General features: G+C 64.8%; 18 protein-coding genes. 13 read left to right on the top strand and 5 right to left on the bottom strand.

Annotated elements, in window-relative coordinates; all coding sequences use genetic code 11:
- Positions 1-8: 8 nt before the first annotated feature.
- Genes JN280_RS05950 through JN280_RS05935 form a run of 4 tightly spaced genes read left to right on the top strand, consistent with a single transcriptional unit; the run spans position 9 to position 4,349 of the window.
- Positions 9-1,277 carry a glycosyltransferase family 4 protein gene (locus JN280_RS05950; RefSeq protein ID WP_202310716.1) on the top strand — a complete coding sequence of 423 codons (1,269 nt, stop codon included), beginning with the start codon at positions 9-11 and terminating at the stop codon, positions 1,275-1,277.
- Positions 1,274-2,434: a glycosyltransferase family protein gene (locus JN280_RS05945; RefSeq protein ID WP_202310714.1), complete on the top strand. Its 1,161-nt coding sequence runs from the start codon at positions 1,274-1,276 to the stop codon at positions 2,432-2,434. The genes JN280_RS05950 and JN280_RS05945 overlap by 4 nt, the downstream gene beginning before the upstream one ends.
- 8 nt (positions 2,435-2,442) lie before the next feature.
- Entirely contained in the window at positions 2,443-3,603 is a 1,161-nt protein-coding gene (locus JN280_RS05940; RefSeq protein WP_202310712.1) for a glycosyltransferase family 4 protein, read from the top strand.
- Positions 3,600-4,349, top strand: coding sequence for a polysaccharide deacetylase family protein (locus tag JN280_RS05935; RefSeq protein WP_202310710.1), 750 nt, complete (start codon positions 3,600-3,602; stop codon positions 4,347-4,349). Before JN280_RS05940 ends, JN280_RS05935 begins: the two co-directional genes overlap by 4 nt.
- Positions 4,350-4,440: 91 nt before the next feature.
- Here JN280_RS05935 and JN280_RS05930 read toward each other — a convergent pair whose 3' ends face one another.
- Positions 4,441-5,619 (bottom strand): M20 aminoacylase family protein, encoded by a 1,179-nt coding sequence (locus JN280_RS05930; protein ID WP_202310709.1) that lies wholly within the window; start codon positions 5,617-5,619, stop codon positions 4,441-4,443.
- Positions 5,620-5,787: 168 nt separating this feature from the next.
- Here JN280_RS05930 and JN280_RS05925 point away from each other — a divergent pair, with 168 nt between their 5' ends.
- From JN280_RS05925 to JN280_RS05890, 8 genes are all read left to right on the top strand, one after another.
- Complete coding sequence (locus JN280_RS05925) at positions 5,788-6,942, top strand: M20 aminoacylase family protein (protein ID WP_202310707.1); 1,155 nt, start codon at positions 5,788-5,790, stop codon at positions 6,940-6,942.
- Between the two features lie 223 nt (positions 6,943-7,165).
- Positions 7,166-7,924 (top strand): IclR family transcriptional regulator, encoded by a 759-nt coding sequence (locus tag JN280_RS05920; protein WP_202310705.1) that lies wholly within the window; start codon positions 7,166-7,168, stop codon positions 7,922-7,924.
- Positions 7,921-11,772 (top strand): hydantoinase B/oxoprolinase family protein, encoded by a 3,852-nt coding sequence (locus tag JN280_RS05915; RefSeq protein ID WP_202310703.1) that lies wholly within the window; start codon positions 7,921-7,923, stop codon positions 11,770-11,772. Before JN280_RS05920 ends, JN280_RS05915 begins: the two co-directional genes overlap by 4 nt.
- 85 nt (positions 11,773-11,857) lie before the next feature.
- Complete coding sequence (locus tag JN280_RS05910) at positions 11,858-13,432, top strand: ABC transporter substrate-binding protein (RefSeq protein ID WP_202310700.1); 1,575 nt, start codon at positions 11,858-11,860, stop codon at positions 13,430-13,432.
- 153 nt (positions 13,433-13,585) lie between these two features.
- A complete protein-coding gene (locus JN280_RS05905) occupies positions 13,586-14,593 on the top strand; it encodes an ABC transporter permease (protein ID WP_202310698.1) in 1,008 nt (335 codons plus the stop codon).
- Complete coding sequence (locus JN280_RS05900) at positions 14,590-15,486, top strand: ABC transporter permease (protein ID WP_202310696.1); 897 nt, start codon at positions 14,590-14,592, stop codon at positions 15,484-15,486. The genes JN280_RS05905 and JN280_RS05900 overlap by 4 nt, the downstream gene beginning before the upstream one ends.
- Before the next feature lies 1 nt (position 15,487).
- On the top strand, positions 15,488-16,525 hold the full coding sequence (locus JN280_RS05895) for an ABC transporter ATP-binding protein (RefSeq protein WP_202310694.1): 1,038 nt from the start codon (positions 15,488-15,490) through the stop codon (positions 16,523-16,525).
- Entirely contained in the window at positions 16,518-17,372 is an 855-nt protein-coding gene (locus tag JN280_RS05890) for an ATP-binding cassette domain-containing protein (protein ID WP_202310691.1), read from the top strand. The genes JN280_RS05895 and JN280_RS05890 overlap by 8 nt, the downstream gene beginning before the upstream one ends.
- A 120-nt stretch (positions 17,373-17,492) precedes the next feature.
- On the opposite strand, the gene JN280_RS05885 is transcribed toward JN280_RS05890, so the two are convergent.
- The 4 genes from JN280_RS05885 to JN280_RS05870 are packed head-to-tail and all read right to left on the bottom strand — an operon-like array spanning position 17,493 to position 23,463.
- Positions 17,493-18,668, bottom strand: coding sequence for an ABC transporter permease (locus JN280_RS05885; protein WP_202310689.1), 1,176 nt, complete (start codon positions 18,666-18,668; stop codon positions 17,493-17,495).
- Entirely contained in the window at positions 18,665-19,663 is a 999-nt protein-coding gene (locus JN280_RS05880; RefSeq protein ID WP_202310687.1) for an ABC transporter permease, read from the bottom strand. The genes JN280_RS05885 and JN280_RS05880 overlap by 4 nt, the downstream gene beginning before the upstream one ends.
- A 6-nt stretch (positions 19,664-19,669) precedes the next feature.
- Complete coding sequence (locus tag JN280_RS05875; protein WP_202310685.1) at positions 19,670-21,568, bottom strand: ABC transporter substrate-binding protein; 1,899 nt, start codon at positions 21,566-21,568, stop codon at positions 19,670-19,672.
- On the bottom strand, positions 21,565-23,463 hold the full coding sequence (locus JN280_RS05870; RefSeq protein ID WP_202310683.1) for an ABC transporter ATP-binding protein: 1,899 nt from the start codon (positions 23,461-23,463) through the stop codon (positions 21,565-21,567). Before JN280_RS05870 ends, JN280_RS05875 begins: the two co-directional genes overlap by 4 nt.
- Before the next feature lie 305 nt (positions 23,464-23,768).
- On the opposite strand from JN280_RS05870, the gene JN280_RS05865 reads away from it, so the two are divergent.
- Positions 23,769-26,219: a mechanosensitive ion channel family protein gene (locus JN280_RS05865; RefSeq protein WP_202310681.1), complete on the top strand. Its 2,451-nt coding sequence runs from the start codon at positions 23,769-23,771 to the stop codon at positions 26,217-26,219.
- Positions 26,220-26,232: the final 13 nt, after the last annotated feature.

The following is a 26,232-nucleotide window of genomic DNA, read 5'->3' as shown; positions in this document are numbered from 1 at the left end:
CCTGAACCATGCTGGCCGACACAATCGCGGTCGTGCTGAAGTGCTATCCGCGCCTCTCCGAGACCTTCATCGCCCAGGAACTGCACGCCCTGCAGCAGGCCGGCTACAGGCTCAGGCTGGTTTCGCTGCGCCATCCAACAGACAAGAAGCGGCATCCGATCAACGACGAGATCCATGCGCCGGTCAATTATCTGCCGGAATATCTCTATCAGGAGCCGATCCGCGTTCTGCGCTCCTGGCGACGTGCGCGGAGGATGCCGGGCTATCGCGAGGCGCTGCGCAGCTGGCTCAGGGATCTCAGGCGCGACTTCACGGCGAACCGGATCCGCCGTTTCGGCCAGGCCCTGGTGTTTGCGGCCGAGTTCCCCGAGGACGCCGGCTGGATCTACAGCCATTTCCTGCACACACCGTCTTCCGTCGCCCGTTATGCCAGCGAGATGAAAGGCGTTCCCTGGAGCGCATCGGCGCATGCCAAGGACATCTGGACGTCGCCCGACTGGGAGCTGAAGGAAAAGTTGCAATCGGCCGAATGGGCGGTCACCTGCACAGCGTCGGGCGCGCGGCATCTGCAATCGCTGGCACCCTGTCCCGACAAGGTGGAGCTCGTCTATCACGGGCTCGATCTTTCCCGTTTCCCGAAACCGGCGGATTTTCCGCCGGGGCGCGACGGCAGCCGGCCGGACGACCCGGTCAGGCTGCTCACCGTCGGCCGCGCCGTGGAAAAGAAGGGGTTGGATACGTTGGTCGACGCGCTCCCGCTGCTTCCCGCCGACCTTCACTGGCATTGGACCCATATCGGCGGCGGTGAACTCTGGGAGCAGCTCAAGGCGCAGGTCGAGCGACTGAAGCTCGGCGACCGCATTTCCCTGCTCGGCACCAGGGCGCAGACCGAGATCATCGCCGCCTATCGCACATCCGACCTTTTTGTCCTGCCCTGCAGGATCGCCGGTGACGGCGATCGGGACGGGCTGCCGAACGTGCTCGTCGAAGCCCAGAGCCAGGGCCTCGCCTGCATCTCCACGCCGGTATCGGCCATCCCCGAGCTGATCGAGGATGGCGTCAACGGCATCCTGATCGAGCCGAACGACGCGGAGCTTCTTGCCCGCACCATCACGCGCGCGGCGCGCGATCCGGCGCTGCGGCAGCGCTTCGGCGTGGCCGGAGCGAACCGCGTCCATGCGAAGTTCGACCATTTGGCAACAATCGGCGCCCTGATCGGCCGCTTCGAGCAGGCAGGAATGTTCGGCGCCAGGACTCTCGAAACGGCCCAGCCATGACGCGTGTGCTCTTTTACGTCCAGCACCTCATGGGTGTCGGCCATGTCTTCCGCGCCATGCGCATCGTCAAGGCACTGACCGCCGCGGGAATAGCCGTCGATATGGCCTATGGCGGCGAGCCCATCCCGAATTTCGCCGCAAACGGCGCCCGCGTCCACTTCCTGCCGCCGGTGCGCGCCGTGGGCGAGGCCTTCAACAAGCTCGAGGACGCTTCGGGAAACCCGCTGAGCGACGACTACAAGGACCGCCGGCGAGACATGCTGCTCGGCATCCTGGAGGCGACGCGGCCCGACATCGTCGTGACAGAGGCTTTCCCCTTCGGACGCCGCCAGATGCGATTCGAGCTGCTGCCTCTGCTCGCCGCGGCGCGGCAGATGGATCCGAGGCCGATCGTGCTGTCCTCGGTCCGCGACATCCTTCAGGAAACGGGCAGGATCGACAAGGACCGCGAGACCATCGGCTATCTGCAGTCGCTGTTCGACCATGTGCTTGTCCATGGCGACCCCGGCCTGGTGCGGCTCGAGCGCACGTTCCCGCTCGCCCACGATATCGGCGACAAGGTGCTCTACACCGGCATGGTCGTGCCGGACGAGCCCCGTGGCGGCGCACAGGACGAGACCTATGACGTCGTCGTGTCGGTCGGGGGAGGGGCGCTCGGGCGCAAGCTCGTGATGGCCGCGGCTGCGGCAAAGCGGCATTCGGTGCTGCGCGACGCGCGCTGGTGCATCGTCACGGGCCTGCGCTTCAGCGAAGAGGACAGGGCCGATCTGCAGGCCCACCTGTCCGGCGATGTCATCCTGCGCAGATTCCTTCCCGACCTGCCGTCGGTTCTGGCCCGTGCCAGGCTCTCGATTTCGCGCGCCGGCTACAATACTGTTGCCGATATCTGCGCGGCGGGCTGCCGCGCCGTCGTCGTGCCGCTATCCGACGGGATCGAGACGGAACAGATACGACGTGCCGAAATCCTTGCGGAGAAGGGGCTCGCAGTGACCGTGAGCCACGAAAGGGAAACGCCGGAGCATCTGGCGGCGGCGATCGGGAGCGCCATGGACGCTCCGCCGCCGGACAGGTCGCGGATCAATCTGGACGGCGCGCGCAACACCGCGCGCATTCTGGCCGACCTGACGGCGGGCAGGAGCGTCGAAAGATACAGGTAAGGCCGACGATGCGGGGCAGGATTGCCTTCTACGCACCGCTTAAGACGCCGGATCACCCAATCCCCTCCGGCGACCGCGAGGTCGCGCGGCTGATGATGGCGGCGCTGGAAACCGCCGGCTATGAGGTGGAGCTCGCCTCGCGCCTCATCTCCTACCAGAAGCGACCCTCGGCCGAGATCGGGCGGGAACGGCGGCTGGAGGCCCAGGGCGAAGCCGGACGGCTGATCGATGCCTGGCTGCGTGGCGCCGAGCAACGACCCGACCTCTGGTTCACCTACCACCCCTATTGCAAGGCGCCGGACTGGATCGGCCCGCGGGTCGCCGAGGCGCTCGGCATAGGCTACGTCACCGCCGAAGCCTGCCGCACGCGGCAAGGCACCGACGAGGATTGGGCTGCTTCGCGGCGAGCCGTCCAGGCGGCGGTGAAGGGCGCAGCGGTCAATTTCTGTCTGAAGCCCTCCGACCGGGCCTATCTCGAAAGTTTCCTGCCCGACATGGAGACGGTCGTTTCCCTGCTGCCCTTCGTCGACCTCGCCCGCATCGATTCCGTGCCGGAGCCAGCCCCCGATGCCGAGCGTTTCTCCCACGGCCACCCGCTGATTCTCGCCGTGGGCATGATGCGGCCGAACGCCAAGTTCAGATCCTATGAATTGCTGGCCGCGGCACTCGGCCGTCTTCCGGATCTGGCCTGGAAGCTCGCCATCGTGGGCGATGGACCAATGCGCGGCAACGTCGAAAGGCTGTTGTCGGCCCTGCCGGCCGAACGCGTGCATTTCGCTGGCGCGATCGGCCGGGACGAGGTGCTGCGGTGGATGCGCGCGGCCGACATCATGGCCTGGCCGGGCTTCAGCGAGGCTTTCGGCATGGTCTATCTCGAGGCGCAGGCCTGCGGGCTTCCGGTCGTCGCGCTGCACACCGCCGGCGTGCCCGTCGTCGTGGAGGACGCGGTGAGCGGGATGCTCACCGCCGAGGACGCTGAAGCCTATGCCGCCGCCCTTCGGAGCCTTCTGGCGAGCGAGGCGAAGCGGCGGGCCTATGGCGCCGCCGGCCGGCGAAACGTGGAAAGAAGCCACAATATCGCCAGCGCGGCAAAAGTGATGAGGGACCGGCTCGGCGCATTGGTAAATCCCGGCGACGGCTCGCCGGTGCCCCGGGCACGCTCGTCGTGAGCGTCTTTGCCGACGTCAATGCCGAGCTGGAAAACTGGCGACGGGAGAGCATGCGTCCGCGTTTCTGGCTGCGCGACGACGACGCCGCGGCGCCCGACCCGCGCCTCGACCGGCTGATCGGCCTCGTCCGCCGCTTCGACGTGCCCCTGCTTCTCGCCGTCGTGCCGGCCTTGGCCGGCGCGCCTCTTGCCGACCGCCTCGCCGGGGAGCCGCTCGTGACGCCCTGCGTCCACGGTTTCGCTCATGAAAACCATATGGCCGAGGGCGAGAAGAAGGTCGAACTCGGCGGGCGGGCCGCCGACGAGGTGCTGGCCGAGCTTCGCGAAGGGCGGCGGCGGCTTTCCGAACTCTTCCCCGGCAGCCTGTCTGATATATTGGTGCCGCCATGGAACAGGATCGCGCCCGATGTCGCAGCGCGGATCCACGAATGCGGCTTCTCGGCCGTCTCCACGGCATCCTGGCATCGCACCGGTACGTCGCTGCCCGAACTCAACACGCAAGTCGACATCATGGACTGGGCGGGCGGCCGGGTCGGACACCGGCTGGACGCCGTGGCGGCGGAACTGCGTCGACGCCTGGAGCAGGCGCGCGCGCGAGGCGGCGTGCCGATCGGCATATTGAGTCACCATCTCGTCCATGACGAGACCGCCTGGGCAACGCTTGCGAGCGTGATCGGCTATCTCAAGATCGAGCGGGGGCTCGATTTCGAGACCGCGGAGAGCTTGATCCGCGATCGGGACTGGTGAAACCGCGCGCGCTTTCTACCGGGTGGCGCCTGCTTCGGCAGCGCCTCGAGGGCCGCGAGCTTGTGCGTGGGCGGCCCTATTCTCGCAGTCATTACCCGGCCGCCGACGCCAGCCTCTCATTGACGAGCGTCGTCCAGTAGCGAACGCCATGGATAATCGCATTGTCGTTGAAATCGTAAGCGGGATTGTGAAGCCCGGCCGAGTCGCCGTTGCCAAGCCAGATGATCGCTCCAGGCCGCTTCTCGAGCATATAGGAAAAGTCTTCCGCACCCATCGTGCACGGACAGTTGCCGTCGACCCGATCAGATCCTGCGACTCTGGAGGCGGCCGATATCGCGGCAGTCGTCATCGCCGGATCGTTGACCGTCACCGGGTAGCCGGGTCGCCATTCGATCTCGGCAGTCGCTTCGAAGAGCCGCGCGGTACTGGTCACGATATCCCGGAAACGCTGCTCGACCGCTTGCCGGGTTGCCGGATCGATCGTTCGTATCGTGCCGCCGATGACCGCCGTTTCCGGAATCACATTGAGAGCCTCGACGCTTCCGCCCGCCATGTGGGTGACCGATACCACCACCGGGTCGAAGGGATCGACATGGCGCGAGGCGATCGACTGGAGCGCCGTCACCAGATGCGCGCAGGCCAGCACGGGGTCGCGCGCTTCATGCGGCGAGGCCGCATGACCGCCGCGGCCGCGCAGGGTGATGACGAAGCGGTCGGCGGCTGCCAGCATCGGTCCGGGCCGGATCGCGAAGGAGCCGACCGGCCGGCCCGGCTCGTTGTGCATGCCGAAGACCTCGTCGATGCCGAAGCGTTCCAGCAGCCCTTCCTCTATCATTACGCGCCCGCCGGCTCCGCCCTCCTCGGCAGGCTGGAAGACCAGCACCACCGTTCCGGCGAAATCCCTCGCGGAGGCGAGGTGGCGGGCGGAGGCCAGCAGCATCGCCGTGTGGCCGTCGTGGCCGCAAGCGTGCATCCTGCCGAGCACTTTCGAAGCGTGCGGCAGATTGGTCTGTTCCGCTAGCGGCAATGCGTCCATGTCGGCTCGCAGGGCGATGGTGCGGCCGCCTCCGAGACTTCCCTTCACGACCCCGACGACGCCTGATCGCGCAATGCCTGTCACGACCTCGTCGCAGCCGAACGACCTCAGTTTCCCGGCAACGAATTCGGATGTCATGGGCAAGTCGAACAACAGTTCGGGATACTGGTGAAGATGGCGGCGCCACTGGGCGGCTTCTTCCGCTATCGCCTCGATCGTGTCTGGGATCGCCATCTTTTCCCCTTTCAGCTGGCTGGATTTCATTCGTCATACCACGCAAAAGCCGGCGTTCCGGATGGAAGGCCGTGCGTGCTCGACCATTCGATGCCCGTAGGACGAAACGCTTGCCTTCACAAGACACAGGTGCCACAGACTGGCCGTAGCCAAGAATGACGGTACGCCATGCCTGTGATTGAACAGATCGCCCAGTTTGCCGACGACCTCACCGCGATACGCCGGGACTTCCACCAGCATCCCGAACTTGGCTTCGAAGAGCATCGCACGTCGCAACGGGTGGCCGATCTGCTTGAAAGCTGGGGCATTGCCGTCGAGCGCGGTATCGGCGGCACTGGCGTCGTGGGCGTTATCGAAGGAGTCAGACCGGGACGCAGCATCGGGTTGCGGGCCGATATGGACGCCCTGCCGATGGAAGAGCTGACGAACCTTCCCTATGCGTCGAAAAACCCCGGCGTATTTCATGGCTGCGGGCACGACGGGCACACCACGATGCTGCTCGGTGCAGCGCGCTATCTCGCCGAGACGCGCAATTTCGCTGGTCGCGCCGTATTGATCTTCCAGCCCGCAGAGGAAGGGCTTGGCGGCGCCCGGGCCATGCTGCGCGACCGGCTCTTCGACCGCTTCCCCTGTGACGAACTGTATGGAATGCACAATTCTCCGTACAATGAGCATTCCCAACTGACGATACGGCCGGGCAAGGCGCAGGCCGGTGCGGGCTTCTTTGACATCACCCTTCATGGTCGCGGCAGTCATGGGGCGATGCCCCAGGCCAGCCGCGATCCGATCACCATCGGCTCGGGCCTGGTGAAGGAGATGCAGGAGATCGTCTCGCGCAACACCGACCCGACGCATCCTGCGGTCGTGTCGGTCACACAGTTCCATGCCGGTTCCGCCTACAACGTCATCCCGGAGACCGCCGCCCTTCGCGGCACGTTCCGCTACTTCGACGAAGCCGACGGCGAGATGATCGAGACGCGCATCCGCAAACTCTGCGCGGGCTTCGCGCTTGCTCACGAGATCGAGATCACGGCCGATATCCGCAACGTCTTCGGCGTCCTTTCGAACGATCCGCAGCGCGTGGACGACCTCATCGAGGTCGCGCGCGAGATCGTCGGGGAAAGGGCGCAGCCGAGCGCCGAACTGACGATGGGGTCGGAGGACATGGCCGATCTTCTGAACGTCGTGCCCGGCGCGTTCTTCAATCTGGGGCACGGCGGTACCGTTCCGCTGCACAATCCGGGATTTGTTTTTGACGATACGATCCTGCCGGTCGGCGCCAGCCTGCTGGCCCGCCTCGTCGAAGTCCGCGGTGCCGCCTGAGGGCGATTCAGCCCGCAAAAACAGCTCGTTGACCTGAGAGCGTCGCGCGGCCGCGCATCGGCCGCGCGGGACGAGGCGCTGCCGTTTTGCGCCGGCGCCCGCATGCATCGGCCCGATCCTTGTGCGCCGCAGCGCGTTTTTCTCTTGACCGAACGGCCGCGAAGCTCCATTGGTTGCAAATAGTGGAACTAAGGTTCCATTTTTTGGAACGACAGGAGGATTGATGTCGGTCCTGAAGAATGCCGCCGATGTGCTGAGATGCTTTGGCAACGACTGTCCCGACCTTACGGTCTCCGACGTCGTGAAGCGGCTTGGCATGCCCAAGGCCAATGCCTCGCGCCTGCTCAAGGCGATGCGGGAAGCCAGGATGCTGGAGACGATCGGCGACACCCATCGGCATCGTCCCGGGCGCCTGATGCTGGATCTCGCGGCGGCCTACCGGCGCTCCTCGATACTGATCGGCCGCGCCAGCGAAGTCGTCGCCGGAGTGAGCAGCAGCTTCGGCCATACCGGCTACATCTCGGTGAGGGACGGCCAGGAAGTGACCGCCGTGGCCGACTTCCAGGGCACCAACACGCTGCGCGTCGTCAGCAACATCGGCCGGCGGCTGCCCGCCCATCTCAGCGCGACCGGCCGTTCGCTCCTGGCGCGGCTGAGCGAGGATGAGGTGCTTGAGCTCTATGCCGGCCACAGGGCGATGGCCGACCTGCCCGCGCAACTCGCGAAGGTGCGGCGTCAGGGCTACGCCTATTCCAGCCAGGAGGCGACACCTGGCGTCGACGCGATCGCCATCGCCGTCGCGGATGTCCTCACCGACGAGGCCGTAAGCCTCTGCATCGTTTACCCCCACGCACTCGTGGATGCCGAGGGGCGCGACCAGATGATCGCCGCCCTCGGGACGGGCGCCGCCCGGATTGCCGAAGACCTGGGCGACCGCGCCTTCGTCGCCCCCGGATTTGACAGAAAGGACACCCTGGAATGAGCGATCTGCAGAACCGCTGGCGCGTGGGGTTCGACATCGGTGGAACCTTCACCGACTTCGTTCTCTATGACCGCGAGAACCACTCCGTCACGCTTCACAAGCGGCTGACGACACCTCACGACCCGTCCCAGGCCGCGCTTCTTGGCCTGGAGGAGCTCCTCGCGCTTCGCGACATCACCCATCGCGATGTCGGCGAGATCGTTCACGGCACGACCCTGGTCACCAACGCCGTCATCGAGCGCAAGGGCGCGCCGGTCGGCCTCATCACGACGCGCGGTTTCCGGGACCTGCTCGAGATGGGAACGGAACAGCGTTACGACATCTATGATCTTTTCGTCTCGTTTCCCGATCCGATGGTCAGCCGCGACCTGCGCCTCGAGGTCGATGAGCGCATGACGGCCGCGGGCGAGGTGGAAACGCCCCTCGACGACTCTCAGGTTCTCCTGGCAGCGAAATCGCTGGTCGCGCAGGGCTGCGAAGCAGTGTCCATTGCCTTCATCCATTCATATGCCAATGCCGCGCACGAACGTCGCGCCGCCGACATCATCCGAGCCGCCTTCCCGGAGCTTTCGATCTCGATGTCGAGCGAGGTCGTGGCGGAAATGGGCGAATACCAGCGTACGGTGACAACCTGTGCCAATGCCTTCGTGCAGCCCTTGATGCACCGATACCTCACCAAGCTGGAGAGATCCTTGCGCAGCGCGGGCTTCACAGGTTCGCTACGGCTCATGCATTCCGCCGGCGGGCTCATGTCGCTAGAGACCGCACGTGACTTTCCGATCCGCCTCCTGGAAAGCGGCCCGGCCGGCGGCGGACTCGCCACCGCGCTGTTCGGTCATGGAGCCGGGCTTTCCGACGTCATTTCCTTCGACATGGGGGGTACGACCGCCAAGGCCTGCATGATCGAGAATGGCCGCGCCGAAATCTCGCCCATGATGGAGGCCGCGCGCGTCCACCGTTTCGTCAAGGGTTCCGGCCTGCCGATCAAGGCGCCCGTGATCGAGATGATCGAAATCGGCGCCGGCGGCGGTTCGATCGCGGCAATCGACGACGTCGGCCTCTTGAAGGTCGGCCCCCAGTCCGCCGGCTCCGATCCGGGACCGGCATGCTATGGCATGGGCGGCCACGAGCCGACCGTCACCGACGCCAACCTGACGCTGGGCTACTACGATCCCGACTTCTTCCTCGGCGGCCGCATGAAGCTCGACCTCGAAGCCGCCCGCGCCGCGATCGCGCGCGTGGCGGAGCCGCTGGGACTGACGATCGAGCAGGCCGCGCTCGGCATCCACAAGGTGGTCGTGGAGAGCATGGCCTCGGCGGCGCGTGTTCATCTTGTGGAACGCGGCAAGGATCCGCGCGAATACTCCATGGTCGGGTTCGGCGGTGCGGGCCCCGCCCATGCTGTCGACGTGGCACGCGCGATGGGCATCGGTTCCGTCCTGATCCCGCCCGCGTCGGGCGCCGCATCCGCGCTCGGTTTTCTCGCCGCTCCGCTGTCCTTCGAGGGCGTGCGATCGCTGCGCGTGGAACTGAAGCCCGGCTTCGATGCGGAAGCGGTCAACAGACTGCTGACGGACCTCGAGAATGAGGGCCGCCACCATCTTGCCCGTTCGGGCATCGCGGCATTGGACACTGTGGTCGAACGCAGCGCAGACATGCGCCTGGTGGGCCAAATGCACGACATCAGCGTGCCGCTTCCCGCCACCGCACTGGGCGAGGCCGACCTTCCGGCCATACGCGAGGCCTTCGTGCGTGCCTATTCGGCCCGCTATGCCGCGCCCTTCGAGGGCGCGCGCTTCGAAACCGTCAACTTCCGCGTTCGCGTCGCCGGCCCCACGCCGGAACTTTCGCTGACCGGCGCGACGGGCGGCGGCGACACTGCGGCCCGGATCAAGGGGCACCGCGTCTGCTGGTTCGACGAAGGAGAGTTCAGCACCGCGGTCTATGACCGCTATGCGCTGCGGACCGGCGACACGATCCCTGGCCCGGCGATCATCGAGGAACGGGAGTCCACCACCGTCATCGGCCCGTCGGACAGCGTGACGATCGACGCTGGCCAGAATCTTTGCGTCCGGGTCGGTGCACTCAAGGCCGTCGAGGCGTTCGTGACTGCCGACATGTCGCGGGCCGAAGCAGTCGCGCGCATCAAGGGCGACCCGATCGGCCTCGAAATCATGTGGTCACGCCTCGTCAATGTCGTGGAGGAGATGTGGCTTACGGTGTGCAGGACCGCGTTTTCGCTCGTGATCGCCGAGGCACAGGACTTTGCCTGCGAACTCCTCGACAAGGACGGAGAAACGCTTGCCCACAGCCCGCGTGCGATGCCGGTTTTCAACCTGACGCTTCCCCGGGCGGTCAAGGCACTGCTGGCGCGTTATCCGGCGGAGACGCTCAAGCCCGGCGATGTGCTGATCACCAACGACCCCTGGCTCTGCGCCGGCCATCTCTTCGACATCGCCATCGTGACGCCCGCTTTCCGCAATGGCCGTCTTGTGGGCCTGATGGGCACGGTCGGGCACGTCTCGGACATCGGGGGCACAAAGGACTCGCTCCATGCCCGCGAGATCTACGAGGAAGGCCTGCAGATCCCGCCGATGAAACTTTTCGAGGAGGGAAAACCCAACGAGACGCTGATCCAGCTCATTCGCCAGAACGTCCGCAACGGCGAACAGGTCCTGGGCGACATCTTCTCCTTCGTCGCGGCCAATACGCTCGGTGCGGAACGGCTGGACGCCTTCATGCACGACTACGGAATGCATGATCTGGGCGCCTTGGCCGAGGTCGTCCAGGGCCTGTCCGAAAAGGCCATGCGCGACGCCATCCGGGCGCTGCCCGATGGCGAATACCGCTCGGTCATTACCAACAACCCGCTGGGCGAAAAGATCAGCTATCCGGTTCTTGTGAAGGTGGAGGACGACAGCATTACGGTGGACTTCGACGGCGCCCCGCCGCAACTGCCGCAGGGCGGCCTGAACTCGACGCTGAACTACACGGCGGCCCACGCGACCTATCCGCTGAAGTGCATGCTCACGCCCACTGTGCGCGGCAATGCCGGATGCTATCGCCCGTTCACCGTGACCGCGCCGGAGGGATCGATCCTGAATCCGACCTATCCGGCGTCGGTGAACCTGCGCACGCGCACCGGCTGGTATCTCGCGCCGAACATCTTTGCCGCGCTCGCGTCGGCCTCGCCGGATATGGTCCAGTCCTTCACCGGGCTTGCGGTGGCAGCGAATGTCTACGGCCAGACCAAGGACGGGCAGTTCTATTCGGACATGCTCTTCTGCGGCGGCGGCCAGGGTGGCTCGCAGCGCGGCGACGGCCATTCCTCGCTGCTCTGGCCGACCTCGGCGGCCAATACGTCCATCGAACTGATGGAAAGCCGCGTGCCGGTCCTGGTGATGGAGAAGGCATTCCTCGCCGACAGTGGCGGCGCCGGCAGGATGCGAGGCGGATTGGGCCAGGTCGTGCGCTTCCGCAAGCGTGACGAGGACGGGCTGGAGATGCTCGTTTCCGTCTACCCTGAGGGCGTCGACAATCCGATCGAAGGTCTGTTCGGCGGAAAGGCCGGCGGCGGGGCCCGTGGGCGCGTGCTCTCCACGGACGGCCGCGTGCTGCGCGATTGCGGCACAGGCGAGCTGGTTTCGCTGCACCGTACCGACCAGGTGGTGGAACTCGTCCTGGCTGGAGGCGCCGGATACGGCAATTCCGCCGAGCGCGAACCCGCGGCGATCGCCCGCGACCTCGCGCTCGGCTATGTGACGCCGGACCATCTGGCGCTCAACTACCGGAAGGAACCCGGAACGCCCGGTTCCGCCGCCCTGCAGGAAAACATGGCCTGGGCGTAGTGCCCGGCCAGGTCCGGCGGCGCCCGACCCGACCAGGCGCCGCCCATTCGCAACGACGACCAGACACCCGATATGGAGCAAAGCAATGACAGCCTCTGACCATCTCAACATCTCGCGGCGCGGCCTGCTGGCCTTGGCCGGCGTAGGGCTTGCCACCACCGTCTTTCCGCGCCGGCTCTTTGCGCAGTCAGGCAATGTCCTCATCATCGCCGCCGGTCAGGACATTCCCAATTTCGATCCGCACACGGCGACGGGCTATTCCGCGTCCTTCTTCATGCGAAACGTCTACGACCCGCTCGTGCGTATTTCGGGCAATCCGCCGGTACCCGCTCCGGGAATCGCCGAGAGCTGGACCGTCAGCCCCGACGGAACGGAGTATACATTCGTCCTGAACAAGGCTGCGAAGTTCCATTCCGGCAATGCCGTCACCGCCGACGACGTGGTCTATTCCTTCGGCCGCGCACTGAAGCTCGCCAAGGGCAATTCGTGGATGATCCGCGATATTGTCACCGCCGAGGGAGTGTCGGCGGTCGACGCCGGCACGGTGAAGTTCAAGCTCACCGCGCCGTTCGCGCCGTTCCTGCAGGTCCTGCCATGGATCTTCATCGTCGAGAAGGCCGTGGTCGAGGCCAACCTCGGAAGCGATTCCGGCGAGACCTATCTCATGACCAGCACCGCCGGTTCAGGCCCCTTCACCGTGGCCCGGGCCGAAGTCGGCACGCTCTATCACCTGGCCCGCGCGCCCGAAGCGTGGCAGGCCGGCGGCGGCAATCTCGAAGGCGTGATCTGGCAGATCGCGCGTGAAACCGCCACGCAACGGCTGATGATCCAGCGGGGCGAAGCGCATATCGCCACGGATCTCACCAGCGAGGACATGGACTCCCTGAAGGATGCGCCCGGCGTTGTCAGCATCATCGAGCCGGAATACCGAACCTTCTCGATCAAGATGAACACGGAGCACGGCCCCTGCGCCGACATCAATCTGCGCAAGGCGATTTCATATGCCACGAACTACCAGGCGATCCTGGACGCCGCGGGCTATGCCGACCTGATGACCGGGCCGCTGCCGAACGGCATTCTCGGCTTCGACCCCGACCTCGTCACCTACCGCACCGATCTCGCCAAGGCGAAGGAGTATATGGCGAAATCCGCGAAGCCGGAGGGCGGGTTCACGCTCAGGATGTTCCACGTCACGGGTCTCGAACAGCAGCGCCGCTGGGCCCTCATCATGCTCGACAGCCTCAAGCAGCTCAACATCGGCCTCGAGATCATGCCCATGAACTGGCCCGACATGGTGACCGCCTGCAAGTCGCCCGAAACCTTCCCGGACTTGTTCCCCGTCTATCAGACGGCGAATTACGGCGACCCGGACAACATCGCCTACGCGGCCTATCATTCGTCGCGCAACGGGGGCTGGCAGAACGCCGTCTACAAGAATCCGGAAGTCGATGCCCTGATCGAGGCTGCGCGCAAGGAGGTCGACCAGGCCAAGCGCGTGGCGATCTATGGCGACTTTCAGAAGAAGGTCGTCGAGGATGCGCCCGATATCTTCGGCGTGCTGGAGCGGCGCAAGCTCGCGATGCGCGACAATGTAAAGGACTACCACTTCACGCCGGTCGCCTCCAACGCCATCGAGGCCTGGGGCCTGTCGCTCGGCTAAGCAAGCTTAAAGCCGCGCCGCGGTTTTCTGAGAGAACCTGCGAGAAGGAAGCGGCCGGCAGGGAAAACGTAGGCAAAGCCACGGAAAACTGCGTATTTCGAACATTTGGCGGGCTTCCGGGCCCGCCAAGGCCCAAAAAAGAGGACATCGGAAATGCTGCGTTTCATCCTGCGGCGGCTCCTGCTGCTCATTCCGGTCATCGTCGGGCTGACGGTCATCATGTTCGCCATTGCCCGCCTTTTGCCGGGCGATCCGGTTGCGCTCGCCGCGGGTCCAAACGCCACCAAGGCCGAGATCGAGGCCCTGGCCGTGGAATACGGCCTGGATAAGCCTGTCTGGGTGCAGTACGCGAACTATGTCTCCGGTCTCGTTCATGGGGATCTCGGGACGTCGCTCCTGACGCGTCGCCCCGTCGCCGCCGATATCGCCGCCTACCTTCCCGCCACCCTCGAACTCGTGTTTGCGGCGATGTTCATCGCCGTGGCGGTCGGCATCCCGCTCGGACTGGTCACCGCCGTTTGGCGCAACCGCTGGCCTGACTATCTTGCCCAGGTGGGCGCCATCGGCGCGATCTCCATGCCGCGTTTCTTCCTTGGGCTGCTGCTCCAGCTCTGCTTTGCCATGTGGCTCATGTGGCTGCCGCTCGGAGGCCGCCTGCCGATCGTGGTCATACCCCCGCCCACCGTTACCGGATTCCTGACGATAGACTCACTGATCGCTGGCAACTGGACCGCCTTCACGCTGTCGCTTCGCCACCTCGCGCTTCCCGCCATCGCCATGTCGCTCTCGCCCCTTGCCACCATCATGCGGATGATGCGCTCCTCGACGATCGAGGTGATGCAGCAGGACTATGTGATGACCGCCCGCGCTCTGGGCCTTTCGTCGACGAAGATCGTCACCAAATACGTCGCCCGCAACGCGGTCTCGGCGACGCTGACCGTGATCGGCCTCTATTTCGGCTGGCTGCTCGGCGGCACGGTGCTGGTGGAGACCGTATTCGACTGGCCGGGCCTCGGCCTCTACGCCACCAAGGCCATCGTTTCGCAGGACATGATGCCGGTGATCGGCGTCGCGCTCGTGATCGGCCTGCTCTTTGTCATCGCCAATCTCGTCATCGACATACTCTACGGCGTCATCAATCCCAAGGTCCGCTACTCATGAGCACGATCGAGCAGAACGCCGCGGACGATGCCGGCACGCCGCGCCGCGACAGGATGCGCCGCGCCTACTTCCGCTTCTCGCAGAGCAAGCTGTCGATGCTCGGCGCCGGCATGGTCGCCGCGGTGATCTTCTTCACCATATTCGGCGCTGTGCTTGCCCCCTATCCCGACCATGTCGCGGGCAGCGTCGCGACCGCGTCGCGTTTCCTGCCGCCGTCCGCGGCCCATCCTTTCGGCACCAACGAACTGGGCCAGGACGTGCTTTCGCTGGTCATGGCCGGCACCACCGTCTCCGTGCTTGCCGGCTTCAGCGTAGTGCTGATCGGCACGGCGATCGGCACGCTTGTCGGGGCTGTCGCGGGCTTCGCAAGCGGCTGGGTCGACGAAGTGCTGATGCGGCTGACCGACCTCACGCTCACCATTCCCGGGCTGATCCTCGCCATGGCCATCGCCGCAGCCCTCGGGCCGGGCTTCGGCAACATGGTCATCGCGATTGCTTTGTCCTGGTGGCCCGGCTATGCGCGGCTGGTGCGCGGCGAGGTGCTCGCCGCCCGCGAGGAGGTCTATGTGACCGCCGCCCGCGCGCTCGGGGCCACGCCGAAACGGATCCTCTTCCGTCACATCCTGCCCAACGTCGTTTCGCCGATCATCGTCAAGATGTCGCTCGACATGGGCTTCGCCATCCTGACGGTCGCCGGCCTTGGCTTCATCGGCATCGGTGTCCGCCCCCCCACGCCGGAGTGGGGCACGCTGCTTTCGATTTCGCGCTCCTATATGCCCGACTACTGGTGGACGGCGATGGCTCCGGGCATGGCGATGTTCCTGGCAGTCTTCGGATTCAATCTGCTCGGAGACGGCCTCCGCGACGTCCTCGATCCGAAAGCGAGGCGCTGAAATGACGGCCCCGCTCCTTTCGATACGCAACCTACACCTTCAGATGTCGAGCTTCGACGGCCGCGCCCATGTCCTGAACGGAATCAACCTGACCGTGAACCGGGGCGAGATCTGGGGTCTCGTCGGGGAAAGCGGCTGCGGAAAATCGCTGACAGGCCTGTCGGTCTCACGCCTGCAGCCAGCGCCGCCGGCACGCTACACCGCGGGTGAAATCCTGCTCGAGGGACAGGACCTTCTCAAGCTCAGCCCCGCCCAGATGCAGCGCCTGCGCGGCAAGCGCATAGGCATGATCTTCCAGGACCCTACCACCAACCTCAATCCGGCTTTCCGCATCGGCGAACAGCTTGTGGATGTGGCCTTGGCGGCGGCCGAGCACGATCCCGGCGTGATCGATTGCCCGCCCGGCTCCGGCAGGCGCGCCCGCCGCCGGGCCGCGCGCCGGCTGGCCGGCGAGATGCTGGCACGGGTCGGCATCCCCGATGCGCTGGCAAGGCTCGACAATTACCCGCATCAGTTCTCCGGCGGAATGCGCCAGCGGGTGCTGATCGCCATGGCGCTGATCGGCCGACCGGATCTCCTCATTGCCGACGAGCCGACGACAGCGCTCGACGTATCGGTCCAGGCACAGATCCTCGAGCTCATCAAGAACAGCGTCAACGACTTCGACATGGGCGTCGTGCTGATCACGCACAACCTTGGGGTCGTCGCCCAGACCTGCAGTCATGTCGCTGTGATGTATGCGGGAAACATCGTCGAAAACGGTCCGGTCGCGGCGGTGATCGGCAATCCCGTCCATCCCTATACGATTGCTCTGATGTCGGCGATCCCGACCCGGGAAACCAAGCGCGGCACGCTTCGCGGGCTGGCTGGTTCGGTGCCGAACCTCATCACGCCGCCGCCGGGCTGCCGCTTTGCGCCACGCTGCAAATTTGCCCTTCCCGCCTGCACCGCGGCCATGCCGGCGTCGCTGCCCGTGGGCGACAACCACGCGGCAGCCTGCATTCGCGTGGCCGAGATGGAGGCCCTTGTCCGTGACTGAGATCGTGCTCGAAATCGACAACGTCTCCAAGATCTATCCCGGACGCCGAGGCATCTTCGGGAAATCGCCCGAAGTCCACGCGCTGAAGAACGTTTCGCTTGCCGTGCGCAGGGGCGAGAGCTTCGGCCTCGTCGGCGAAAGTGGTTCGGGCAAGACGACGCTCACGCGATCGATCCTGCATCTCGAAACGCCGACCTCGGGCAGCATCCGGGTGCAGGGCCGGGATCTCGGGCAACTTTCCGACGCCGAATTGCGGCGGCTGCGCGCGCGGGTGCAAATCGTGTTCCAGGATCCCTATGCGTCGCTCAATCCGCGCATGTCGGTGCACGACATCGTGACCGAGCCTCTGCTGATCCACCACGAAACCCTCGGCCTGTCCCGCAAGCAGCGCACCGACCGCGCCGCCGAGCTGCTTTCGCTCGTCGGCATGGGCCCGCAGCACCTGCATCGTTATCCGCACGAATTCTCCGGCGGACAGCGGCAGCGAATCTGCATCGCGCGTGCGCTCGCATCCGGACCGGAATTGCTGCTGCTGGACGAACCGACCTCGGCGCTTGACGTGTCTGTGCAGGCGCAGGTTCTCAACCTCCTGTGCGAATTGCAGGATCGTCTCGGGCTGACCTATTTCTTCATCAGCCACGATCTGGCCGTGGTGCGCTATCTTTGCGATCGCGTTGCGCTGATCAACCGCGGTGAAATAGTCGAACAGGGCGATTGCTCCGACATTTTCGACGCTCCGGCAAGCGACTATGCCCGTATGCTGATCGGAGCGATGCCGGAGGTGAAAGTACCGGAAAGCGCCATCGGCCGCGCCCCCGACCGGGTCGAAGCGCGCCAAACCTCCTGATGTGCCACGGGCCGATCCTGCTCACGCGAGAGGGGCGGGTCGCCCGAACGGCCGGCGTTGTTGCGGCTGCAAGCCGTCACGGCGCAGGCTCGGTGCCTCAGGATTTGTACCGGGCGCATGTCAGCGATAGGGATCGGCCGCGTCGCGCAGGCCGTCGCCCAGGAAGTTGAAGGCGAGAATGACCAGGATGACGGGCACGACCGGAAGGATGAGCCAGGGATAGAGTGCGACGACGTTGATGTTCTGGGCCTCGTTCAGCAGAACGCCCCAGCTCGTCACCGGCGGGCGCAGACCTAGGCCCAGGAAGCTCAGCGCCGTCTCGCCGAGGATCATGCTCGGTATGGTGATCGTGGCCGATGCGATCAGATGGCTCATGAAGCCCGGGATGAGATGGAGGAAAATGATACGCAGCGGGCTCGCACCCATGAGTTCGGCCGCCATCACATAGTCCTCCTCGCGCAGGGAAAGGAGCTTCGATCGGACGGCCCGCGCCAGCCCGGTCCAGTCGAGCAGCGCAAGGATCAGCGTTATGCCGAAATAGACGATGATCGGGCTCCAGGTCACCGGCATGATCGCGGCGAGCGCCAGCCAGAGCGGGATGCTCGGCAGGCTCTGCAGCACTTCGATGATCCGCTGCACGACATGGTCGACCCACCCCCCATAGTAGCCCGCCGCCCCGCCGATCGAGATGCCGAGCAGGAAGCTGATCGAGATGCCGATGAGGCCGATGGTGAGCGAGATTCGCGTGCCGTAGATGATCCGGGACAATACGTCCCGGCCCATCCGGTCCGTGCCGAGCAGGAAGGCGGTTCCGTTCTCGGCGGGGCAGAACAGGCGCATATTCGCCTCCCACAACCCCCAGAAGGTATATTCGTCACCCTTGCAGAAGAAGCGCAGCGGCTGGACCTTGGTATAGTCCGTCGTGAATTCGCGCTTCAGCGTCTCCATGTTCAGCTTGTACTGCGTGCCGTAGACGAACGGCCCGACGAAGCGCCCTTCGTGGAACAGATGCACCCGCTGCGGCGGCATGTAGATGTTCTGGGCGTTCCGTTGATTGAGGCTGTAGGGCGCCAGAAACTCGCTGAACAGGATCGACAGATAGAGCAGGCCGAGGAAGACGCCCGACACGACGGCCGCCCTGTGCTTGCGGAACTTCCACCACATCAGCTTCCATTGCGGAGCCAGGTAGATCCGCTGCTGCTCCGGCGTGAGTTTCTCCACGGCCTTCGGGTCGAAGGGTCTCGCTGAAACGAAATGGTCGAGCGGGGCGCCGTCCGGCGGCAATGCGGCGGTCATTTGCGACGGCCTCCAGCCAGCCGGATACGCGGATCGAGGATGGCGAGCGCGATGTCGGAGATGAGAACGCCGACCACGGTGAGCGTCGCCAGCAGCATGAGGAAGGAGCCGGCCAGATACATGTCCTGGCTCTGCAGCGCGCGGATGAGAAGGGGACCTGTCGTCTCCAGCGACAGCACTATGGCGACCACTTCGGCGCCCGAAATGACTGCCGGCAGGATGCTGCCGATGTCGGCAATGAAGAAGTTGAGCGACATGCGCAGCGGATATTTGACGAGCGCTTTCAGCGGCGGCACGCCCTTGGCGCGCGCGGTGATCACATATTGCTTGTGCAGTTCATCGAGCAGATTGGCGCGCAGGCGCCGGATCATGCCGGCGGTGCCGGACGTTCCAATGACGATGACGGGGATGACCATATGGCCGGCGATGGACATGAACTTGTCCCAGCTCATCGGCTGGTCGAGATACTGGGCGTCCATCAGGTGGCCGATCGACGTGCCGAACCACACATTGGCCAGATACAACAGGATCAGCGCCAGCAGGAAGTTCGGCGTCGCCAGCCCCAGCAGACCGAGGAACGTAAGTCCGTAGTCGCCCCACGAATACTGGTGCGTGGCCGAATAGATGCCGATCGGGAAGGCGATCAGCCAGGTGAAGATGATGGTCACCGTGGAGACGAGGATGGTCAGCCAGAGCCGGTTTCCGATCACCTCCGTCACAGGCAGTTCATATTCGAAGGAATAGCCGAAGTCGCCCTGCAGCATGCCCCACACCCAGCTGCCGTAGCGCACGATCATCGGCTGGTCGAAGCCGTATTCCTTCTTGAGATATTCGATCTTCTTGGGATCGACGGTTTCGCCCTGGGCCTGCAGCTCCGCTATGTAGGTTTCGAAGTAGTCTCCCGGCGGCAGTTCGATGATCAGGAAGATCAACGCGCTGATCAGGAACAGGGTAGGGATCGCCGCCAGCAACCTGAATGCGATGTAGCGGAGCACGACAGCCTATTCCTTGTACCAGAACGTGTCCGGCATATAGAGACCGAAATAGGCCGTCGGTGCAAAGGAATATACACCCTCCTCGGGCACGTTTTGCAGCTTGTCGTTGATGACGACAGGCTGCTTGACGCCGTTGACGGTGCCGATGGTGAAAACCTGGTCCGTGAAGATGTCGAGCATCTTTTCCCAGATCTCCCGCCGCTGCTCCGTTGTGGCCGAGACGCGCCACTGCTTGTACAGATCGAGAAGCTCCTTGGCGGCAGGCAGGTCGACCGGCTCGCCCGCCTTGCCGCCGCTGTCGGTATGTTCGCCCCATTTCGGCCAGTTGCCCTGGACGCCTGATACGGGCGCCATCTCCTCCGGAGGCAGATCGGGTGTCGCCTCGCCGACGCTCAGCCCGTTCCATACCGAAATCAGCGTGTCTCCGGCCAGGAAGCGGCGGCGCATCGTGTCGAGCTGGAAAGGCCTTGCGTAGACCTTGAGGCCGAGCGCGCCCCAATGCTCGCGGACGAGTTCAACGATATCGGTCTCCTGCGTATCGCCCGCAAACTCGATGATGAGTTCGGCCGGCCGGCCGTCGGGCAGCATGCGTATGCCCTTGTCGTTCCGCTTCAGCCCGATCTCGTCGAGCAGCGCGTTGGCCTGGTCCTGGTCGAATGTCGCCCAGGCCTGGTCCGCCTTCTCGCTGTAGAGCGGAGAGCTTTGCAGGACCGAATTGGCGCCCTCATGCGCCAGCCCGTAGAAGAACTGCTGGTTGATCTCGCCCCGGTCGATGCCGAGCGACAAAGCCCGCCGGAATTCGACCTTGCGGAAGATCTCGCGCCAGACGGGATCGTTGGTGTTGAGATTGGGCAGGAAGGCGACCTTCGAGCCGGTACCGTCGTTCCACAGCTTCACCCTGATTGGACGGGTCTTCTCCGCCTCCTTGAGGAAGGTGTAGTTGTCGAAACGGAGATAGCGCGCCTGGAGGTCGCTTTCGGCGCTGCCCGCCTTCGCGGCGATGAGATCGTTGGAACTCATCGTCATCGCCACCGTGCCGACATAGGGCAACTGACGGCCGGATGCGTCGACGCGATGGAAATAGGGATTGCGCTTGAAGACGAAACGCTCGGCGGGCGGAGCAGTGGTGTTCCACCAGGGCTCGAGCGTCGGCAGATCAGGATTCTCCGGCCGATATTGCCGGGCCTTCACCGTATGGAGCGCGATCCAGTCGCGCGATCTGTGCTCGGCGACCACGGCAGCCAGCTTGTCGGGATCGGCGTAGCGCTTGTGGAACTGCTTCATGTAATGCGCCGGTAGCTGGATGTAGTTCGGGCTGGCGCCCGCAAGCGAGGGCAGGAATAATGGATTGGGCTTGTCCCACGTGTAGCGGACGGTCAGTTCGTCGATGACCTCGAAGACCGGTGGCTTGCCGTCGACCAGCATCTGCTGGTCCGGACCGCCGCGCGACAGTTCCTCGTTCAGCGCCACATCCTCCCAGAAATAGCGGAAGTCCTCCGCCGTGAAGGGCGCGCCGTCGGACCATTTGTGCCCGCGCCGCAGGTGGAGGGTGAAGATCCGGCCCTCCTCCACGTCGAAGGATTCCAGGATGTCGGGTGCGAGATTCAGGTCCTTGTCGAAGACGACCAGGCGCGAATAACCGTAGATGGTCATCATACGGATGTCCTTGGCATCGGCCATGATAAGCCGCATCGTCCCGCCATATTGGCCTTCGGTCTTGCCGAGCGCGGCCATGTCGACCACCCGCGGCTTTTCCGGCAACCTTTCGGCGAGCGGCGGCAGGGCGCCGCTCTTCACGGCATCGGCTATGTCGGTCGGCTCCTCCGCGGAAGCGGGGACGGCGAAGCACCAGAGAACCGCCAGCGCGGCGGCGATGCTGCGGCGGAGCGGGAAGCAGGAAGTCATGCCGAAAGCCTCTCTTTTGATTGGGTGCGGGACAGCACGAAGTGCCCCTCGGCGACGGGTTGCAGGGACAGGTCTCCCGGGTGCTCGGACTTGAAGACCGGATTCCAGTCTTCGGTCTCGTCGCGGGTCTCGTCGGTCTGGTGCGCGAAATCGAGCTTGTGGTCGAGATCGGCGCGCGGGACGGCGTTCAGCAGCGCCTGGGTATAGGGATGGACCGGATTGCCAAACAGGGCCTCCGTCGGAGCGATCTCGACGATCCTGCCCCTGCGCATCACGGCGATGCGGTTCGCCAGATACTTCACCACGGCCAGATTGTGCGAGATGAAGATCAGCGTCAGGCCGAGTTCGGCTTGCAGCTTCTTCAAGAGGTTCAGGATCTGCGCCTGGACCGACACGTCGAGCGCCGAGACCGGCTCGTCGCAGATGAGCAAGTCCGGCGACAGAGCGAGCGCGCGGGCGATGCCGATCCGCTGGCGCTGGCCGCCCGAGAAGCTGTGAGGATAGCGGTTGAGAAAACTGGGCTGCAGCCCAACCAGTCCCATCAATTCTGCGGCATTGTGCTTGATCTCCGTCGGCGAGCCGATGCGGTGGATCTCGAGCGGCTCGCTGAGTATGTTGAGCACTGTCGAGCGCGGGCTGAGCGAGGCGAACGGGTCCTGGAACACGATCTGGATCCGTTTGCGGAATTCCTTGAGCGCGCTGCCCTCCAGCGTAGCGACGTCGCATTTCACTTCGCCATTGTCGAACCGGATCTGACCTGCATCCGCGGTCAGCGCGCGCATGATCAGCTTGCTGACGGTGGTCTTGCCCGATCCGCTCTCGCCGACGATGGCCAGGCACTCGCCGCGCAGCACGTCGAAGCTCACGTCGTCGACTGCCATGACCTTGCGCTGGTGGCCGGACAGCCAGCCTTCTTTGCGGATCACGAAGCCTTTGGACAGGTGACGCACGGAAAGCAGCGGCGCCGACCCGTCAGCGGGAGCGGAGGGTTTCCTGCGCATCGTGGCGGGAATCACCGGCGTATGGTCGCGCAGCGCGACGAGCTTTTCGCCCGGCGCCATGGAGAGCGTCGGAACGGCACGCATCAGGGCTTTGGTATAGGGGTGTCCCGGCCGACGAAAGACGTCGTCCACGGTCCCGGCCTCGACGACCTGGCCCTGATGCATGACGACGACCTCGTCCGCCATGTTGGCGACCACGCCCAGATCGTGGGTGATCAGCAGAAGCGACATGTCCAATTGCCGCTGCAGGCTCTTGAGCAGCCCCAGGACCTGCGCCTGGACGGTAACGTCGAGGGCCGTCGTCGGTTCGTCGGCGATCAGCAAAGCTGGCCGGCAGATCAGCGCCATCGCGATCATGGCGCGCTGGCGCAACCCGCCTGAAAGCTCCATCGGATACATGTCGTAGGCGCGGGACGGGTTGGGAAAACCTACCCTCTTCAGCATCTCTTCCGTCATCGGCCGCGCCTGGCCGCGTTCGACCTGCCGGTGCAGGACCAACGCTTCCTCGACCTGGTTGCCGATCTTGTGGAGCGGCGAGAGCGAGGTCATCGGTTCCTGGAATATCATCGAGATCCGCGCGCCGCGCAGTTCCTGCATGGCGCGGTCGTTCATCTCCAGCGTAGCGATGTCGACCGAGCTCCCCGGCTTTTCGGGATCACGGAACAGGATGCTTCCGCCGGTGACCGTCGCCACCTGCGGCAGGATGCCCAGGATCGCCTGCGCGGTTATCGACTTGCCCGACCCCGATTCGCCGACCACGGCGACAGTCCCCCCTGCGGGAATGCGGAAGCTCACATCGTTGACGACCTCGATAGTCGAACGCTGGAGGGCGATCGAGATACGCAGGCCCTCGACCCTCAGAAGGTCAGTCTTTTTGTTCCCCAGATCAGACATTTCCCGGAACCCCGGACAACAGGCGCACGGGAGTCCGACTTGTCGTCGTGGGGCGCCGGAGCGCCCCTGCCCGCAACGCAATGTCGCAATGCGCGGCGGCTTGCGCAAGGGGGTCGCGCGCCTTGCTTTTTGCTGCCGAAAAGGCGAATCCCAGCCCGTTCTGCGCGGGGTTTTTGCGCCAATTCGGCAACCCGCATTGGCAAGCGGGCATCAGCCAACCTAAATAGATGCCTCATGAGGCGCGCCACCGGGATATCGTGCGGGCGACGATTCGCGGGAAAAGAGCCGGAAAATCAGGGCTTGTCATGATGGGCATGTGCGATCGGCGGGCCGCCGTCTTCATCCGCTGGCTGTTTCCCCTCCTGGCCGCCACGCTGCTGGCCATCGGATTGACTTCCGCCAATGCCGTCGGCCAGACGTTGCCGCTCGCCGCCGTGACCAAGAGCCAGGGCCAGACCCAGCCGGGCGGCACGTCGCTCGAGCAATTCCTCGAAGAGGCGCGCAAGGCGGGCTCGACCGTCGTCGTCGTGACACCGGAGCAGAAGGCGCCGGAGCAGGAGCCCGGAATGTCGATGATGACGGCGCTGTCGTCGGACCAGTTGCTGATCGCGCGGGCCAAGCTCAGGCAGATGTTCGCCAATTCGGCCGCGATCCTGAAGAATTTCGACGAAGTGCTGAAGGCGTCGAGCCCTAACGGTACTCTGACCTGGGTGCTGGTCGCTGTCGGCACGGCCTTCAGCGGGCTCTTCCTCGGATTGGAGACGTATCGGTTCACGACACGCTGGGCGCGCGATCATTTCGACGAGGTTTACCGGCCGAACGAAACACGAAGGTCTCGCAAGCTGTCCTATCTGCTCGGCAGGGCGGCCGTGATGCTGCTCAGCACCGGCATCAGCTTCGTTGTCGCCATGGGCGTGGCGCTGATCTTCGACACCGGACATGCGCCCACGCGCAAGACCACCTTCCTGATCATCTCGACCTTCGCGATCTACCGCATCATGCGGTCGGTGATCCTGTGGAATTTCTTCGCGCCGGACACGCCGGCCCATCGCCTGATCAATGTCGACGACGACGCGGCCCGAAGGCTGCACCGCGACTGGTCGGCGGTGCTGGCTGTCGCCGCCGTGATCATAGCCTTCTGCCGCTGGGCGCAGCTGATGGGCGTCAGCGACGAGACCTACCGGCTGTCCTTCATCGTCGCGATGTTGGTCTGTGCGGTGATGTTCGCCATCTCGGCGATCGCGCACCGCAAAGAGCTCCATTCGATCCTGCTCGGCAAGGGCGATCCGGCCGCCAAACCCGCATGGCAGCGCTTTTTCGCGCGCTCGGCGTTGCTGGTCGTGCTCGGCTATTTCGGTATCGCCTGGTTCATGAGCTCGCTGCGACTGATCCTGGGCCTGCCGGGCGGCTATATCCTGGTCGCTGCACCGCTGCTCGTCTTCATCGTCGCGATCTTCGCCTATGGGGTCGCGATTCTCATCCTCGACAACATCTACGAGCGGCTGGAGCTTTCCTTCTACCGGCGGCTGGCGCGCGAGGATGCGGCGGAGCGCAATGCCCGGCGGCGCGACGAACAGGCCAAGGAACGGCTCGCGCAGCTCAGCGAACATGAGCGGGACATTCTGGAGGAGGGCGAGGAGATCACGGTCTACAAGCCCGAACTCCTGGCGCCGACGAACCGGCCCCGCAAATTCGTCCCGGTCTTCAAATCCTTCTTCGAGAATGTGATCTTCGCCGCGGTCGTCATCTTCTCGATCGCCATATTGGCCAGGCTCTGGGGCATCGAGCTCGAACGCGTCGACGGCAATCCGCTGGTCGCCGCGCTCGACATACTGCTCGTCCTGTTCATCGCCGGTTCGGCCTACAACGCGGTCAACAATTTCGTCGACATGAAGATCGTCGAGGAGGGCGGCTCGCTCGACGAGCGCCCCTTCAATCCAGGCGAAAGCGAAGGCGAGAGCGGCAAGGGACAGTCGCGCCTGGCCACGGTGCTGCCGATCTTCCGCTACGCGATCCTCTCCGTCATCGTCGCGGTCGCCGGCATGATCATCCTGGCCAATCTCGGCGTCGCCGTCGGACCGCTCTTCGCCGGCGCCGGCGTAATCGGCATCGCCATCGGCTTCGGCGCCCAGACACTGATACGCGACATCTTTTCCGGAGCGTTCTTCCTCGCCGACGACGCTTTCCGCAAGGGCGAATATATCGAGGTGGCCGGCGCCAAGGGCGTCGTCGAGAAGATCTCCATCCGCTCGTTCCAGCTTCGCCATCACCGTGGCGCGGTGAACACGATCCCGTTCGGCGAGATCCGCCAGCTCACCAACTATTCCCGCGACTGGGTGATGATGAAGCTGCCGCTGCGCCTGACCTACGATACCGACGTCGACAAGGTGCGAAAGCTGGTGAAGAGGTTCGGCCAGCAGCTTCTCGACGATCCCGTCGTCGGTAAGATGTTCCTGCAGCCGCTGAAGTCGCAAGGCGTCTATGCCATGGAGGACTCCGCTATGATCGTGCGCGTCAAATTCATGACGCGGCCTGGCGACCAGTTCGTCACGCGCAAGGTCATCTACGCCGGCATCCGCGAACTGTTCCATAAAGAAGGCATCCACTTCGCCCACCGCGAGGTGACCGTGCGGCTTGCCGATGGCGAGCAGATCGAGGACCTGACGCCCGAGCAGAAGGAAGCAGTCGCCGGCGCGACCCGCGCCGTCCTGGACGACGGACAGAAGCCGCGCCAGATCGCGCCGGCGGCGCAATAGGCGATCGCGGCTG

The organism is Mesorhizobium sp. L-8-10, from assembly GCF_016756635.1.
Taxonomy (GTDB): domain Bacteria; phylum Pseudomonadota; class Alphaproteobacteria; order Rhizobiales; family Rhizobiaceae.
This window is presented reverse-complemented; position numbering and strand designations above follow the sequence as displayed.